Genomic DNA, 15596 nt, shown 5'->3' on the forward strand with positions numbered 1-15596 from the left:
ATGAGGTAGATTATGAGTAAAAAAGGTAAAGTTGTAAAGGTACAACATTTTTCAGTAAATGATGGTGATGGAATAAGAACTACTATATTTTTAGAAGGATGTAAATTAAAATGTAAGTGGTGTTCTAATCCAGACTCATGGAGTAATATAGTAAAGCTAGGAGTTATGAAGGATAAGTGTATATCTTGTAATAGGTGTATAGATGTTTGTCCTCAAAATATAAGTTCATTATCTGATAGAAGTCAAATAAATAATAAGTGTGATTTGTGTGGAAGATGTGTTAAAACATGTCTCAATGATGCTATCTGTATAATGACTGAAGAAATGAGTGTTGAAGAGATTGTAAAGGAAGTTGAAAAAGATTTTATATTTTTCTTTGAGTCTAACGGAGGAGTAACTTTTTCTGGAGGAGAACCCACACTTCAAATTGATTTTTTAAGAGAATTAGTTGATGTTTTTTATAATAAAGGTATAAACATAGCAATTGAAACTTGTGGATATTTTGAGTGGAATAAAGTGAAAGATGTCTTTGAAAAAATAGACCATATATTTGTAGATATAAAATCTATGGATGATAATGTTCACAGAGCATATACAGGAGTAAGTAATGAGATAATATTAGAAAATATATGTAGACTTTCAAAATTAAACAAATCTATGGTTATAAGAGTACCAATTATTTCTGGAGTGAATGATAGTGAAGAAAATATAAGAAACACTGCATTATTTGTAAAACAAAATGTTTTAGGTGGAAAGATGGAATTACTTCCATATCATAAATTTGGACTTGATAAATATAAAGCATTAGGGCTTGAAGATTATATGTATGAATTTGATGAAATTTGCAATAGCCATATGTTAAAATTAAAAGAGATAGTAGAACTTACAGGCGTAAAAATCATAGAATACAAATAGACTATCAGGAGGATTTTAACATGGATAATAAATTTCCTAATGTAGGAGAAAATTTAAGGTTATTAAGGCAAGACATGGGCATAAGTTTAGATAAAGCTTCAAAGATGACAGGAGTTAGTAAAGCAATGCTGGGACAGATTGAAAGAGGTGAATCGAGCCCCACTGTATCTACCTTATGGAAAATTTCATCTGGATTCAAAATAAATTTTACAACACTATTAAATGAAAATACAAACACTTATGAGGTTATAAAAAAAGAGGATGTGGAACCTATTATTGAACAGCAAGGCAATATGAAGTTATATCCCATATATCCTTTTAGCCCTCAAAGAAGGTTTGAACTTTTTATAATTGAGCTTGAAGCAAATTGTACACATGTTTCATCTACACATAGTCATGTTCTGGAAGAGTATGTACTTGTAATAGAAGGTAAACTTGAGCTTAATGTAGATGGAAAAACTTATATTTTAGGGTCTGGACATTCAATTAGATTTGATGGGACGCTAGAACATTTATATAAAAATTTAAATAATGGAAAAACTGTATTTCATAATATAGAAGTTTATAGATAATTTTATAGTTATCCATTTTGGGAATAAATATTTATTACCAAAATGGATAACTTATTTTTGTAATGTCGAAAAGATTTGTATACATGTACTAACATTATTGTTTTAAAATAAACATAAAAGCATTATAATAATATTAATAAAATATAATAAAGAGGAAGAATATATGATTATGAAAGTTTTATTGACAGTATTAGTATTAGCAATCTTATATATTCTGTATAAGTATGAAACTCAACATATAGAAACAACAGAATATACCATATTTAATGAAAAAATTCCAAAGGAATTTAACGGCTTTAAAATAGTTCAAGTAAGTGATTTACATAATAAGGTATTTGACAAAAACAATAACAAAACATTGATAGATAAAATTGAATCCTTAAATCCAGATGTTATATTTATAACAGGAGATTTAGTTGATGGAGAAAATAAAAATTTTCAAATTGCATTAGATTTAATTGATAATTTAGTAAAAAAATATGAAGTATACCATATAGTTGGAAATCATGAACAAAAATCTTTAATAAAAAAATATAAACATCTATATAAGGATTATTTTAAGGAATTGTATTCAAAAAAAATAATAAATATGGAAAATGAATCTGTAAGAATATATAAAGGAGATAGTTATATTAATCTATATGGTTTAATCATACCATTGGGATGCTATCCATATTTTTTTGTTAATAATAAAAAGTTAGAATTGAGTGACAATTTCGTAGAAGATAAGTTAGGTAAAATAAACGAAAATGAGTATAATATACTTTTAGCTCATACGCCGTTCTTCTTTGAAAAATATGTAAAATGGGGAGCTGATTTAGTTCTGGCTGGTCATGTTCATGGCGGTATAATAAGAATACCTTTTGTTGGAGGTGTACTATCTCCAAATAGAGAGTTTTTTCCTAAGTATGACTGGGGAAAATATGAAAAAGGTAGTAGCACTATGGTTTTAAATAAAGGCTTAGGAGGCTCAAAAGTTCTTATTAGACTTAATTGTAAACCAGAAGTAGTAAGGATTACATTAAGGTCTAATTAATAAGGTTTTTTGTGTATATAAACATCAATGACATATATATAAAATTGATGTAAAACCATATCAAATAGATACAATTATAAATTTTTAATAATTATTTGATTAATTCAAATAAAATGCTATTTTTAGCATGTAATATTTAAAATATAGGGGGTAGTCAAAAATCATGGGTGATATGAGTAGATTTTATGAATCTGTAAAAAACAAATATCCAAAATTAAAAGATGGAACTAGAGTTCATATGTGGCCAAAAGAAAATATCATAATTGGTCCCATTTATGATGAGGCAAATGGATATGAAAAAAGTATAGGGAGTGTGGATAGTTTAAGTTGGAAGCAAGTTGTTGTACTAGCAGAATGTGATGGGAAAAATACTACTAAAGATGTATTAGATATATTATCCAACAGATACAGAAATATCCCTGATATGAGAGATAAAGTTATGGAATTTTTTATGTTTTATGATAATGAGTATTTAACCTTTGAAGATGAGGCACAAACATTATCAAGTGTTTTTGAGATAACAGGAAATAAAGTATATCTTACACCTTTATACTTTACAATAGAGATAGATGGTAATGACAATAGGGTTCAATATTTTTCTGAAGTTATAAGCTTATTAAAGTGTATGTATGAAAAAGGATGTAGGTTTATAGAAGTTATTGGTGAAGATATTCTAAAAAATAAAGATATGAAAGTAGTATTTCAATATATGCTAGACCATTTTGATTTAATTATAGTAACTAAAGATAGTTTTACTATTGAAAGAAGTTTGATAAGAGAATTAGATGATTATCGTCATAAAGTAATATGGAATGTATATTCAGAGAATGACAACATACATGTTAAATTAAAAGAAGATATAAAAATAACTAGTTTAATAAAAAGAGGACATACAGTAGTAAGAGGAGCTAGAGGAAAAGCAATAAAAATAGAAGATATGAGGTTTAAAGATATAAGAGAAAGATTTTCAAAATATGGTGCAGAATGGAGCCATGTATACATTTCTTCTGACGGCAGTGTAAAATCTTATTCCATTCAAAAAGATAAAAGAGTTTATTTAGGCAATATATTTGACAATTCAGTTGAGGAAATTTTCTTAGAGATGCAAAATAAGATTGATAATCTAGAAATTGTATATCAATAATTATCAAAATTAAGTTTTAGGAATAATTTATAGATTGGTTGTTTAGTTTTGTGTCAATAATTGTTAATGAGGTGATATAACTTGTTAAGATTGTTGAACAAATTTTTTTATGATACTTTACTTAAATGCTGGCTTTTTATGATGCTATGGATTTTTAGAGAACTTTTTACAGAGACAAAATTAGTCAAAAATTTTAAACTTCATAAAATATTTATGTAAAAATCATATAAAATTCATATAACAGATGTATTATATAGAGTATAGAAAGACTAGCTTAAAAACCATAATATAATACCCTATTGTAATGATAACCCTCCCTCACATCCTCAAATAGAGTTATCATTACAAGAATTAATCCATAAATTTAAAATTTATGGTTTTTTTTTATTTAATTTGTTTTATTATCTAGGAATATGATTTATTATAGAATATATAATAAGTAATATAAAATACATTTGATTAAGTTTTTGACATGTTTTTAACTATACTAATAAGGAGGAGTATTTATGAATGTAAATAATCGCAAGTGCCCAGAGTGTGGTGAACATAGTAAAAAATTTGAAGTAATAGAAGAGAGTGAGGAGTGTGTGACATTTGAATGTTACACTTGTGGAACTATATCTATACTAAAGTATTGTGACAACTGTAAAGAATTTGTATTTGTAAATATTCCAAACAATGTAGAGACATATGAGTATTGTTGCAGTAAATGTAATAATAAGATTTAATATAATTAAAATATATAATTTCATATGTCGTTTATACAAATATCATATCAAATTCATATATGTAATGTATTATAGAAATATAGAAAGAACTAGCTTAAAACATAATATAATTACCCTAAATTTATAATGACAACTCTCCCTCACATCCTCAAATATAGTTGTCATTATAAAATACTTTGGCTGTTTCAAAAATGTAAAATCATTTTAGAAGCAGTCTATTTTTTTGTAAAAAAATAAAGAAGGCAACGGGAAGCCTTCTTTCGTGTAAAAAAAGTTTAATTTTTTGTTAAGATTTGTTTGTTTATTTTATTTTATATTATCTTTATAATATGTTTTTATTTGAAGGTTGGCAATGGATTTTGCACAACTGGTCATTATGAATGTAAAAGTGGAATATTATTAATAAATAATAATTACAAAATTGTAATTATTATTTATTAAGCAAATGCGTAAAATATTACATTAATGGGTATATAATTAATAATATACTAGTTTGGGGAGGATAAAATTATGAATTATAAAACAATCATATTAAATAGAAAGTCTGTTAGAGAATATAAAAAGACAGATATTAAAGAAGAGTATCTTAGTGAGATTAAGAAATACTCAGAATCTTGTAAGAAACTAGTTCCAGAGATAGAAGTTGATATAAGAGTAATGAATAGAAGTGAAGTTTTTGACAATTTAGATAAAATAGCAGGATATAAAGGAAATATGATAGATGCACCAAGTTATATTATAATATTATCTGAAGTAAAAGATAATTACATCGAAAATTCAGGATACATAGGAGAAAATATAATTTTTAAGGTAACAGACCTTGGAATAGGCTCTTGTTGGGTTACTTTTGAGGATAGCAAAAAGGTATTAGATAAACTTGGTATTGACTCAGACAAAGAGGTAACAGGAATTATTGCTATTGGATATGGAGAAAATGCAAGCAATACTAAAGTACTAAATGCTACAAAGACTGGTGAGAATTATTCAAAATCTGATATGCAAGTTGTTTCAGACAATAGTTCTTCTCGTTTAGGTGTAGAAGAAGTAGTTTATATGGATGAGTGGGGAAATAATGCAAATACAAATATATTAGAAGAGAGAGCACTTCTTGATGCATTCCATTATGCAAGATTAGCTCCATCTACATTAAACAGACAGCCATGGAGATTTATAGTTGATGGAGGAGTTGTAGTTTTAGCAGTTAGAAAAGATGGTCATACTAATTTATATGAAGAAAAAATAGATATTGGTATAGTTATGCTTTATTTTGCAACAATAATAAGTGCAACTATGTTTGAGTTAAAATGGAATTTAGGTACTCCAGATAAAGATTATAAAATACCAGAAGAATATAAAATAGTTGGATATTGTAATATATAAAACAGTTTAATATTTAATTTAGTTTTACTTAAATTAATTTCTATAAAGAGTTCAATAACATTATATAGAATAATGTCTTTGAACTCTTTTGTTGTATAATTTAATTTTAGCATTATTAGTTGACAAATTTTATGTAAAAGAGGACTATTAATGTAAATTATTGGACTTGATATAAAGCCAATATAAAATTGATAGCTAAATGAGTAAATGTTATACTTTAAACTGAATCTGTATCTATTTTTGAAATAGTATTTTAAAGCTTACAATTTTGTGCATAGATTGAGAGGTATATTATTTTATTAAACTGTATAATTTGCTTGGAGGGAATGTTAAATGGAATGGATAAATAAATTAAATCAAGCTATTACTTACATTGAAGACAATCTTGAAAGTGGAGTGGATTATGCAGAAGCAGCAAAAATTGCATGTTGTTCCACCTTCCATTTTCAACGAATGTTCTCATATATTGCAGAAGTACCTTTGTCTGAATATATTAGACGTAGACGTATGACTAAGGCAGCACTTGAACTACAAAACAGTAATATCAAAATTTTAGAGCTGTCTGAGAAATATGGTTATGATTCGCCTACATCTTTTAATAGGGCTTTTCAAAACATACATAATATTTCTCCATCTGCTGCTAGAGCGAAAGGCGTTGTTTTAAAAGCATATCCTAGGATAACCTTAACTATTTATGTAAAGGGAAATGTAGAAATGCAATATCGTATTGTGGAAAAAAAGGGATTTCGTATTGTTGGAGTAAAAGAACATATGAATATGATTGTAGAGGAATGTTTTGATAAGGTTCCCAAGTTATGGGCTAAATCTATACAAAATGGAATGGTTGAAAAACTTTTGAAATTAATAAATCATGAACCTTATGGATTACTTGGAGTCAGTACATGTATGAATGGAAAGGACTTAGACTATTATATTGCTGCACCAACAGATAGACATACTTTAGAAAATACTTATGAATATTTTATACCATCAGGTACATGGGCAGTATTTGAATGTGTTTCTCCAATGCCAAATGCTACTGCTATACAGGAATTGCAAAAAAGAATTATTACTGAATGGCTACCAAGTTCTGGGTATGAGTATGCTAGTTTACCAGATATAGAACTTTATCCTAAAGGTGATATTAATGCTCCTGATTATACAGTAGAAGTTTGGATTCCAATTAAGAAACAAATTCAAAACTAGAGAAATAAGATGAAATTTTAAAATAGCAGACTAAAAATAGTCTGTTATTTTTTGTGAAATATGGAAAGTAAACTTTACATAAAACGTATATAGGTGTATAATTATGGAAAGTAAACTTTACATAAAATGAAATGATTTAAGGTGATAAATGTGAAAAATAGATTAGAAGAAATAAGAAAAAAGAAAGGGATAAAGCAAGAAGAGCTTGCCATTGCCTTACAAGTCTCAAGACAAACTATTGGTTCATTAGAAAATGGCAGATATAACCCATCAATTATTTTAGCATTTAAAATAGCAAGATATTTCGATATGAGTATTGAAGAAATATTTATTTATGAGGAGGAGTAAAAATGAAAAAGAACAGATTATATATAGGTATTGTTTATCTTGTTTTTGGAGTTTTATTTATTTTATTAGCTACATTGACAGAATTTTCATTTGAAGCTTTTATATGGGGACTTGCTGGAGCATCTTTAGGTCCTGGAATATGTATGATACTACAGTATATATATTGGAGTAAACCTGAAAGGGCTAAAGAATATGAGAAAAAGGTAGAAAATCAAATAATAGAGATGAATGATGAGAGAAGAGTTATGTTATGTGATAAATCTGGACGTATTACCAACCAAATTATGTCTTATGTTTTAGTGATTATTATATTTATAGTATCTATATTGAGTGTATTCTCAGTAATGGTAATAAGTAAATGGGTTTTAATTGGGCTTGGGTTACTTCTTTTATTTCAATTTATTTGTAGCGTAGTTGTATATAATAAATTGGATAAAAAGTTGTAATAAAAAATTAAAAATCACAATAAAAATATTAACGTTTTAAGTTTTAGATTTTTAAGATAATTTCAGATGATATCTTTAATAATTATATATACAAATTTATAAAAAGCCACAAGTATATATTATATTTTGTGGCTTTTTTATAGATAAAGATTATATAGGCTTTAAAGAAAAATATTGTAGTACTTTATTTCAGAGTAATTTCTATATGCTTTTAAAGGGATTAATCTTCATATAAATCGCCACTGTTTTCTTTATTAAGAGTTCCATCCAATTCAACCATTAGAAATTTTGTAAGTTTTTTAACTACAGGTCTATGTAGTGTATTTTTGGGTACAATAATAAATTCTCCTTCCTCAACTTTTGTTAATCCTTCTTGAGTTTCTAACTCAAACTCTCCTTCGATTACATAAAATAGTTCATCTGATTTTTCATGAATATGAAAATCTAAGCTTCTATTTGCCACTTGAACAACACTTAGTACATTATTATTGATAATTCCTATTTTTTTATAGATGTATAGTTGTTCGATATTATTTACTTCTTTAATTATATTAGATTTTGTTAACATTATAAGCCTCCTGTAATTATTGGTTTTATTTGACTTTTAGTATATGTATATGCTAACATTTATTTGACTATTTGTTAAATAGATTGATTAGATTATATCAATCTTAAATTTAGATAATACTGGAGGTGTCATAAATATGGAGTTAAAACATCTGAAGACCTTTTTAACACTTAGTAAAATCAAAAATTTTACTAAAACTGCTGAATATCTTAATTATGCACAATCAAATATTACGACTCAGATACAGCAACTAGAAAAAGAATTAGATGTACGTCTTTTTGAGCGTATAGGAAAAAGTGTAACACTAACTAGAGAAGGAGAAATGTTAATTCCCTATGCAAAAAAAATGATTCTACTTTCATCTGATATTAAAAATATGTATGAAAACCACACTGATTCAGGGCGTATTGTTATTGGGGCTTCAGAATCTATTTGTATTTTTAAACTACCTGAAATTATTAAAATATATAAAGAGAAATATCCTGATGTTGATTTGTTTTTGAAGACTTTGGATTCATCTGATTTTATTCCATTACTTGCAGACAATACAATTGATGTTGCGTTTATCCTTGATTCTCCTGTTACTGATAAGTCTGTTGTTTCTGTATTGAAAAATGATGAGCCAATATGTATTTTATCTGCTCCAGATAGTAAACTAGTGTTAAAAGAAAATGTGTCTATTCAAGACTTTCAAGATATTCCTTTTATTTTAACAGGGGAGGGCTGTTGTTATCGAAGTCTATTTGAAAAAGAATTATCTGAATCAGCTGTAGTTCCTAAAATAGTTCTTGAAACAGGGAGTATTCAGGTAATTAAGCAAACAGTGCTTAGTGGTCTTGGATTGTGTCTTCTCCCAGAGCTTGCAGTAGAGAAAGAATTAAAAAGGCATGAATTAATTAAGGTTCCATATTCTACAAACTATAACATTGTTTCTCAACTCATTTATCATAAAGATAAGTGGATGTCTAAGAATCTTTGTGATTTTATTTCTATTGTTAAACAGATGTACTAGAGTATTTTTAAATTGGTTATGTTACACGAATTGAAAATATAGACTACTTTAAAGCAGTCATAATTGCATATTTTGGATAAGTTGAAGCTTACTGAATAAAAGCTAGAAACAAATCAAAAATCATTTATTTCCATACATAATATTGAAAGTAAAAGAATAAGTTTTAATGAATATTTAGGGAATATGGCAATAAAAAAGCTCTTTAGTCTAAACCAAAGAGTTTTAATTTATTGGTGCCGCTGATGGGACTCGAACCCATATGGTTTCCCGTACGATTTTGAGTCGTATGCGTCTGCCAGTTCCGCCACAGCGGCTTATATTTTAAATCCAAACTACTTGTATATCCTACCAGATTTTCTGAGAACATGCAAGAGGAATATTGAATACAAAACACTCATTAAACTGTCAAAATATCATAAATACTAGCATTTTCTTACGCAAACTTATGAATCAACACAGTTGATTTTGAGTTAATTGCATCTACCAATTCCATCACTCGGTCATGTCATGTTTATTATTATAGCAAAAAAATATATTGTTTGCAACATATTTAATTTTAATATACTATTATTATTATGGGAATATTAAATAATAGCATATTGGTATATAATATATATGTTACAAAAATAGAGAATCTTTAGGAGTGATATAATTTGGAAAAAAAATTAATTATAATAGATGGAAATTCAATAATAAATAGAGCATTTTATGCTTTGCCAGAAATGAATAATAAAGAAGGCTTAAAAACTAATGCTATATACGGATTTACGACAATGTTGTTTAAAATAATAGATATATATAAACCAACACATATAAGTGTAGCTTTTGATAGAAAAGCACCTACATTTAGACACTTAGAGTATAAAGAGTATAAAGCAGGAAGAAAGGGAATGCCAGATGAATTAGCGGAGCAATTACAGCCACTAAAAGACCTTTTAGATAAATTTAAAATAAATAGATTAGAAATAGATGGTTATGAAGCTGATGATATTATAGGAACTGTTTCTAAAAAAGCAGAGGATAATGGATATAAGGTATACATAGTAACTGGAGATAAAGATGCCATTCAACTTGCTTCAGATAAGACTACTACTCTTATAACAAAAAAGGGTGTAGGAGAAGTTGAAGAATATGACTTTAACTCTGTAATTGAAAAATATGAAATGACTCCAACTCAGTTTATTGACTTAAAAGGGCTTATGGGAGATAAGTCAGATAACATACCAGGAGTACCTGGAATAGGAGAAAAAACAGGAATAAAACTTATAAAAGAGTTTTCTAGCATAGAGAATTTAATAGAAAATACAGATAAACTTAAAGGAAGTGTAAAAAAGAAGATAGAAGAAAATAAAGAAATAGCCATTCAAAGTAAAAGACTTGCAACAATTATAAGGGATGTACCAATAGAAGTAAATTTAGATAGTATGATTTTTGGCGATTATGATAAAGATGAACTTTTAGATAAGTTTAGATATTTTGGATTTACAAGTCTTTTATCAAGATTAGTTGATTTGGTTGACTCAGATGATACTGAACAAGTAGAAGAAAAAATAGAAATATTAAAATTAAAAGATATAGATAAATTTATAGACGAAGTAAATAAAAAAGGACAAGTTATTTTAAAAACTGTTAGAGGACAAGGTAATATACTTGAAAAAAATATAATATATATCTTTATAAGTGTAGATGGAGAAAAAATATATTATATAGATTCAGATGAGATGACAAAATTAGATGGTATACTTTCAAATAAAGAAATCAAGAAATTTGGATATAATTTAAAGGATGATTATATATCTTTAAAGCCATATAATATAAACTTGGAAAATATAAATTTTGATATAACAATAGCTGAGTATTTAATAGATTCTACTTCATCTACCTCATATGACTGTAGTGCTATAGCTATGAAATACTTATCAAAAAAAGTTAAATCAAAAGAAGAATTACTAGGTAAAGGTGTTAAATCTAAGAACTACGAAGATTTAGAATTTGAAGAGTTGGCTGAGTATATGGGGCAAATAATATGCACAGTTAAAGAAACAATTCCTATGATGGAAAGAAGTTTAATCGATATGAGTATGGATGGTCTTTTTTATCATGTAGAAATGCCTTTAGTGGAAGTTTTAGGACATATGGAGTATGAAGGTATAAAAGTAGATAAGAGTATATTAGATGACCTAAGCATTGAGTTTAAAGAAATAATTTCTACACTAGAAAAGGAAATCTATGAATTATCAGGAGAGCCATTTAATATAAATTCACCAAAACAATTAGGTGTTATATTGTTTGAAAAATTAGAACTTCCAATAATCAAAAAAACTAAGACTGGATACTCAACTAATGCAGATGTTTTAGAAAAATTAAGGGATAAACATCCAATAATCGATAAAATAACTGAGTATAGACAAATAGTAAAGCTGAATTCTACTTATGTTGAAGGTCTTCTAAACATAATAAATCCAGAAAGTAATAGAATTCATTCATCATTTAATCAAACTATAACAACTACTGGAAGAATTTCATCTACAGAACCAAATCTTCAAAATATACCTATAAAAATGGAAATGGGTAGAAAAATAAGAAAGGTGTTTATTGCAGATGAAAATTGTAAGCTAGTTGACGCCGATTACTCACAAGTAGAACTTAGAGTTCTTGCACATATGAGTCAAGATGAAAATATGATAGAAGCATTCAAACATAATGAAGATATTCATACTAAAACAGCTTCACAAGTTTTTAATGTTTCTATGGAAGATGTAACTAGTGAGCTAAGAGGTGCAGCTAAGGCAGTAAACTTTGGTATTATATATGGTAAAAGTGATTTTGGATTGGCGGATGATTTAAATATACCTGTTCCAAAAGCAAAAGAGTATATAGAAAGTTATTTTGCTAAATATCATAAGATAAAAGAGTTTATGGACACTACAGTAGAAAAGGCTAGTGAAGATGGTTATGCTGTGACTATCTTAAACAGAAGGAGATATATACCAGAAATAAAGTCTAGCAATTTTATGGAGCGAAATAGAGGGAAGAGATTTGCAATGAATGCACCAATACAAGGAAGTGCAGCAGATATAATAAAGATTGCTATGATAAATGTTCACAAAAAGTTAGAAGAAAATAATTTGAAATCAAAACTTATACTACAAGTTCATGATGAATTGATAGTTGAAGCAATTGACGATGAAATAGATATAGTTAAAAAAATTGTAAAAGATGAAATGGAAAATGCTGTAAATATGGATGTTCACTTAGATGTAGATTTAAATGTTGGTAGTTCGTGGTATGAGACAAAGTAGGTGATTTTATGTTGATATTAGGACTTACAGGAGGAATAGGCTGTGGAAAAAGCAGCCTATCAAATATATTTAGAAAATTTAACATTACTATAGTGGATGCAGATATTATATCTAGACAAATATTTGATGATAAGTTGTTATTAGAAGCAGTATTTAAACATTTTGGTCGAAATATAAAAAAGGATGATGGGACTTTAGATAGAAAAGCTCTTGGGAAAATAGTTTTTAATGACGAAGAAAAACTTAATGAGTTAAATAATCTGACACATCCAATAATAAGAGAAAAAATAATAAGTGATATAGAAGAAGCCAGAAAAAAAGGCGAAAAGATAGTAATATTAGATGCAGCAATATTAGTAGAAAGTGGATTTTTGGAAATAGTAGATAAGCTATTAGTGGTTACTTGTAAACAAGAAGTACAAATTAGCCGAATACAAAAGAGAGATAATTGTAGTAAACAAGAAGCACTTAGCAGAATAAATTCACAAATGAGTCAGGAAGAAAAATCCAAATATGGTGATTATATAATAGATAATTCGGGAACAATAACTGAATTAGAGAATAAAGTATACAAATTTATTGAATACATGAAGGAGAATTGGCGTGAATAATAAGAAAGTATTGATTCTATCTATTTTTATAATCTTATTTGGGGCACTATTAATGGAAAGTAAAATAATACATAAGTTTTTGTATCCTAAAAAATACTCAGAGTATGTAGAAAAATATTCTAAAGAATTTAATTTAGATGAAAATATAGTTTACAGTGTCATAAAAGCAGAAAGTAAGTTTAATAGCTCTGCTGTTTCAAAAAAAGAGGCCAAAGGGTTAATGCAAATACTAGACATGACTAGAGATTGGGGAGCGGAAGAACTGAATCTAGAAAATATCGATATTTTTGACCCAGAAACTAACATAAGAATTGGTTGTTGGTATTTAAATAAATTATATAAAGAATTTGGTTCATTGGATTTAGTAATAGCTGCGTATAATGGTGGTTCAGGTAATGTAAAGAAATGGTTAGAAAATAACGAATATAGTAAAGATGGAAAGAATCTACATGATATACCTTTTGAACAAACTTCAAAGTATGTAGAAAAAGTAAAAAATAATTATAAAAATTATAATAAGATATATGGCGAGAAGGGGAAAAACTAATGAAGAAAATAAAAGTCTTAACAGTAATTTTAGCTATAACTCTTATGATAGTTGGTTGTAGTAATACAAAAACAAAACAAAGTAGTAGCGAATCAAGTATTAAAAGTCAAAGCTCTATAGATGCCAAATATATAAACTTAACGATGGTGACTCCTAAGACTATAAACCCTATAACAAATACTGATAAGTCTGTTGGCTACATAATGAACTTAATCTATGATGGTTTGTTTACAATAGATGAAAACTATAATGTAACTCCTCAGTTAGTGAAGGAGTACAATATAGCTCAAGATGGAATGAGTATAGATATAAAGCTAAACGATGCAAAATGGCATGATGGAAAAGCTGTTACTTCAAATGATGTAAACTATACAATTGGTTTAATTCAAAAAAGTGCAGAAAGTCCATATAATGAATTTACAAAAAATATAGCTTCTGTAAATATTAAATCAGATAAAGATTTTACAATAAAATTTAAAGCTAAATATGCTTTTTCTATTGATAGTTTAATTTTTCCAATAGTATCTCAAAATCATTTAGATTCAAAAGATGTAAATGACAAAAATAATAATATGATAGGAAATGGGAAATATAAAATAGAATCATATACAGAAAGAGAAGGAATGATTTTATCTGTGAACAAGGATTACTATGAAGAAGTTCCTAAAGCTATGAAAAATGTAAAAGTGGGAATGGTTCCTAATGAAGATGCTAGAACATCTATGGTTATGGCTCTTGATAGTGATATAACAAATGTTACACTGAATGATTTGAGCAAATTTCAAGAAAAAGAGTTTAATATAACAAAATATCAAGGTAGGGATTATGAATGTGTATTATTTAATTACAATAATTCTTTTTTTAAGGATGTCAATTTTAGAAAAGCAATTGCACATTCTATAAATAAAAATAGAATTATTAGTGAAGGTTATATGGATGATGCAACTCCTGTTAATTTTCCACTTAACTCAAAATCAAAATATTATAGCAGTGATGTGAAAGATTTAGAATACAATAAAGATAAAGCAATTGAGTATCTTAATAAAATAGAATATGCAAATATAAATGCAGTGAATACAAAAAATGATAAAGTAGATAAAAAACAAAAAAAATCAGCTAAAAAAAATACAAAAAAACTTACTGCTGAAGAACAAAAAAAGGCTGAACAAGAAGAAGCTGAGAGAGTAAAAAAAGAAGCTGAAGATAAAAAAAATAAAGAAAAAGAGGAAGTAAAGAAAAGACTTTCTGAAATGAATTTAAAAATAATAGTAAATAAAGATAATAGTGAGAGGCTAAAAACATCACATATAATAAGTGAAAACCTAAAAGCTATAGGAATAAACAATACAATAAATCAGTTATCAGATAAAGAAATGGAAAGTGCGCTTAATTCTAAAAATTACGATTTAGCATTGGTAGGGTGGAATTTATCGAGCGTACCAGATGTAAGTAGTATAATAGCAAGCAGTGGATATACTGATGATAAGTTAAATGGATATATGTCTGCACTGACAAGTTCTGCATCTGAAATTGAAACAAAGAAAGCATATAAAGTTGTACAGAAGTATGTTAGAGACAATGCAACATTTATCAGTTTAGCTATTAGAAACAACTATATTGTAAGCAATAGTAGACTAAAAGGAAAAATTACTCCAAATGAATTTGATGTATATGAGGGAATCTCTAACTTAGATATAAGCTCAAATGAATCAAAATAAATTAAATGATTAATTTATATTTAAAAAATTTAAACTGTATGATAAAATACCCTTGTAGGGTAT

General features: G+C 27.1%; 15 protein-coding genes and 1 tRNA gene. 14 read left to right on the top strand and 2 right to left on the bottom strand.

Annotated elements, in window-relative coordinates; translation table 11 throughout:
- Positions 1-12: 12 nt before the first annotated feature.
- From KGF46_RS00295 to KGF46_RS00335, 9 genes are all read left to right on the top strand, one after another.
- Positions 13-915: a glycyl-radical enzyme activating protein gene (locus KGF46_RS00295; RefSeq protein WP_227827049.1), complete on the top strand. Its 903-nt coding sequence runs from the start codon at positions 13-15 to the stop codon at positions 913-915.
- A gap of 20 nt (positions 916-935) precedes the next feature.
- Positions 936-1487: a helix-turn-helix domain-containing protein gene (locus KGF46_RS00300; RefSeq protein ID WP_227854599.1), complete on the top strand. Its 552-nt coding sequence runs from the start codon at positions 936-938 to the stop codon at positions 1485-1487.
- 163 nt (positions 1488-1650) lie between these two features.
- Complete coding sequence (locus tag KGF46_RS00305; protein ID WP_227854598.1) at positions 1651-2523, top strand: metallophosphoesterase; 873 nt, start codon at positions 1651-1653, stop codon at positions 2521-2523.
- 163 nt (positions 2524-2686) lie between these two features.
- Complete coding sequence (locus KGF46_RS00310) at positions 2687-3667, top strand: SPASM domain-containing protein (RefSeq protein ID WP_227827052.1); 981 nt, start codon at positions 2687-2689, stop codon at positions 3665-3667.
- Positions 3668-4173: 506 nt separating this feature from the next.
- Positions 4174-4395, top strand: coding sequence for a hypothetical protein (locus KGF46_RS00315; protein ID WP_227827053.1), 222 nt, complete (start codon positions 4174-4176; stop codon positions 4393-4395).
- A gap of 510 nt (positions 4396-4905) precedes the next feature.
- On the top strand, positions 4906-5775 hold the full coding sequence (locus tag KGF46_RS00320; RefSeq protein ID WP_227827054.1) for a nitroreductase family protein: 870 nt from the start codon (positions 4906-4908) through the stop codon (positions 5773-5775).
- A 333-nt stretch (positions 5776-6108) separates the two neighbouring features.
- Positions 6109-6981 carry an AraC family transcriptional regulator gene (locus tag KGF46_RS00325; protein ID WP_227827055.1) on the top strand — a complete coding sequence of 291 codons (873 nt, stop codon included), beginning with the start codon at positions 6109-6111 and terminating at the stop codon, positions 6979-6981.
- Between the two features lie 150 nt (positions 6982-7131).
- Positions 7132-7329, top strand: a complete 198-nt coding sequence (locus KGF46_RS00330) for a helix-turn-helix transcriptional regulator (RefSeq protein WP_227434059.1) — start codon at positions 7132-7134, stop codon at positions 7327-7329.
- A 2-nt stretch (positions 7330-7331) separates the two neighbouring features.
- A complete protein-coding gene (locus KGF46_RS00335) occupies positions 7332-7775 on the top strand; it encodes a hypothetical protein (protein WP_227841991.1) in 444 nt (147 codons plus the stop codon).
- Positions 7776-7995: 220 nt separating this feature from the next.
- Here KGF46_RS00335 and KGF46_RS00340 read toward each other — a convergent pair whose 3' ends face one another.
- Positions 7996-8343: a cupin domain-containing protein gene (locus KGF46_RS00340; protein ID WP_227827057.1), complete on the bottom strand. Its 348-nt coding sequence runs from the start codon at positions 8341-8343 to the stop codon at positions 7996-7998.
- A 136-nt stretch (positions 8344-8479) separates the two neighbouring features.
- Between KGF46_RS00340 and KGF46_RS00345 the strand changes: the two genes are divergently transcribed.
- On the top strand, positions 8480-9355 hold the full coding sequence (locus tag KGF46_RS00345; RefSeq protein WP_227827058.1) for a LysR family transcriptional regulator: 876 nt from the start codon (positions 8480-8482) through the stop codon (positions 9353-9355).
- Between the two features lie 231 nt (positions 9356-9586).
- Here KGF46_RS00345 and KGF46_RS00350 read toward each other — a convergent pair.
- A tRNA-Leu gene (locus tag KGF46_RS00350) sits at positions 9587-9669 on the bottom strand.
- A 339-nt stretch (positions 9670-10008) separates the two neighbouring features.
- On the opposite strand from KGF46_RS00350, the gene polA reads away from it, so the two are divergent.
- From polA to KGF46_RS00370, 4 genes are read left to right on the top strand one after another with little or no spacing between them, the layout of a single operon-like run.
- Positions 10009-12657 carry a DNA polymerase I gene (gene polA, locus KGF46_RS00355; RefSeq protein ID WP_227827059.1) on the top strand — a complete coding sequence of 883 codons (2649 nt, stop codon included), beginning with the start codon at positions 10009-10011 and terminating at the stop codon, positions 12655-12657.
- Between the two features lie 8 nt (positions 12658-12665).
- Positions 12666-13268 (top strand): dephospho-CoA kinase, encoded by a 603-nt coding sequence (gene coaE / locus KGF46_RS00360; RefSeq protein ID WP_227827060.1) that lies wholly within the window; start codon positions 12666-12668, stop codon positions 13266-13268.
- The gene (locus tag KGF46_RS00365; RefSeq protein WP_227827061.1) at positions 13261-13815 is read left to right on the top strand and encodes a lytic transglycosylase domain-containing protein; all 555 of its coding nucleotides are present in this window, start codon (positions 13261-13263) and stop codon (positions 13813-13815) included. The genes coaE and KGF46_RS00365 overlap by 8 nt, the downstream gene beginning before the upstream one ends.
- Entirely contained in the window at positions 13815-15533 is a 1719-nt protein-coding gene (locus KGF46_RS00370) for an ABC transporter substrate-binding protein (RefSeq protein ID WP_227827062.1), read from the top strand. The genes KGF46_RS00365 and KGF46_RS00370 overlap by 1 nt, the downstream gene beginning before the upstream one ends.
- Positions 15534-15596: the final 63 nt, after the last annotated feature.

Origin of the sequence: Clostridioides sp. ZZV14-6153 (genome assembly GCF_020657855.1) — a bacterium.
Lineage (GTDB): Bacteria > Bacillota > Clostridia > Peptostreptococcales > Peptostreptococcaceae > Clostridioides.

Excerpts from the sequence above, each read along its gene's own strand:
- KGF46_RS00295 (WP_227827049.1), top strand. The coding sequence starts at position 13 with ATGAGTAAAAAAGGTAAAGTTGTAAAGGTACAACATTTTTCAGTAAAT.
- KGF46_RS00300 (WP_227854599.1), top strand. The coding sequence starts at position 936 with ATGGATAATAAATTTCCTAATGTAGGAGAAAATTTAAGGTTATTAAGG.
- KGF46_RS00305 (WP_227854598.1), top strand. The coding sequence starts at position 1,651 with ATGATTATGAAAGTTTTATTGACAGTATTAGTATTAGCAATCTTATAT.
- KGF46_RS00310 (WP_227827052.1), top strand. The coding sequence starts at position 2,687 with ATGGGTGATATGAGTAGATTTTATGAATCTGTAAAAAACAAATATCCA.
- KGF46_RS00315 (WP_227827053.1), top strand. The coding sequence starts at position 4,174 with ATGAATGTAAATAATCGCAAGTGCCCAGAGTGTGGTGAACATAGTAAA.
- KGF46_RS00320 (WP_227827054.1), top strand. The coding sequence starts at position 4,906 with ATGAATTATAAAACAATCATATTAAATAGAAAGTCTGTTAGAGAATAT.
- KGF46_RS00325 (WP_227827055.1), top strand. The coding sequence starts at position 6,109 with ATGGAATGGATAAATAAATTAAATCAAGCTATTACTTACATTGAAGAC.
- KGF46_RS00335 (WP_227841991.1), top strand. The coding sequence starts at position 7,332 with ATGAAAAAGAACAGATTATATATAGGTATTGTTTATCTTGTTTTTGGA.
- KGF46_RS00340 (WP_227827057.1), bottom strand. The coding sequence starts at position 8,343 with ATGTTAACAAAATCTAATATAATTAAAGAAGTAAATAATATCGAACAA.
- KGF46_RS00345 (WP_227827058.1), top strand. The coding sequence starts at position 8,480 with ATGGAGTTAAAACATCTGAAGACCTTTTTAACACTTAGTAAAATCAAA.
- coaE (WP_227827060.1), top strand. The coding sequence starts at position 12,666 with ATGTTGATATTAGGACTTACAGGAGGAATAGGCTGTGGAAAAAGCAGC.
- KGF46_RS00370 (WP_227827062.1), top strand. The coding sequence starts at position 13,815 with ATGAAGAAAATAAAAGTCTTAACAGTAATTTTAGCTATAACTCTTATG.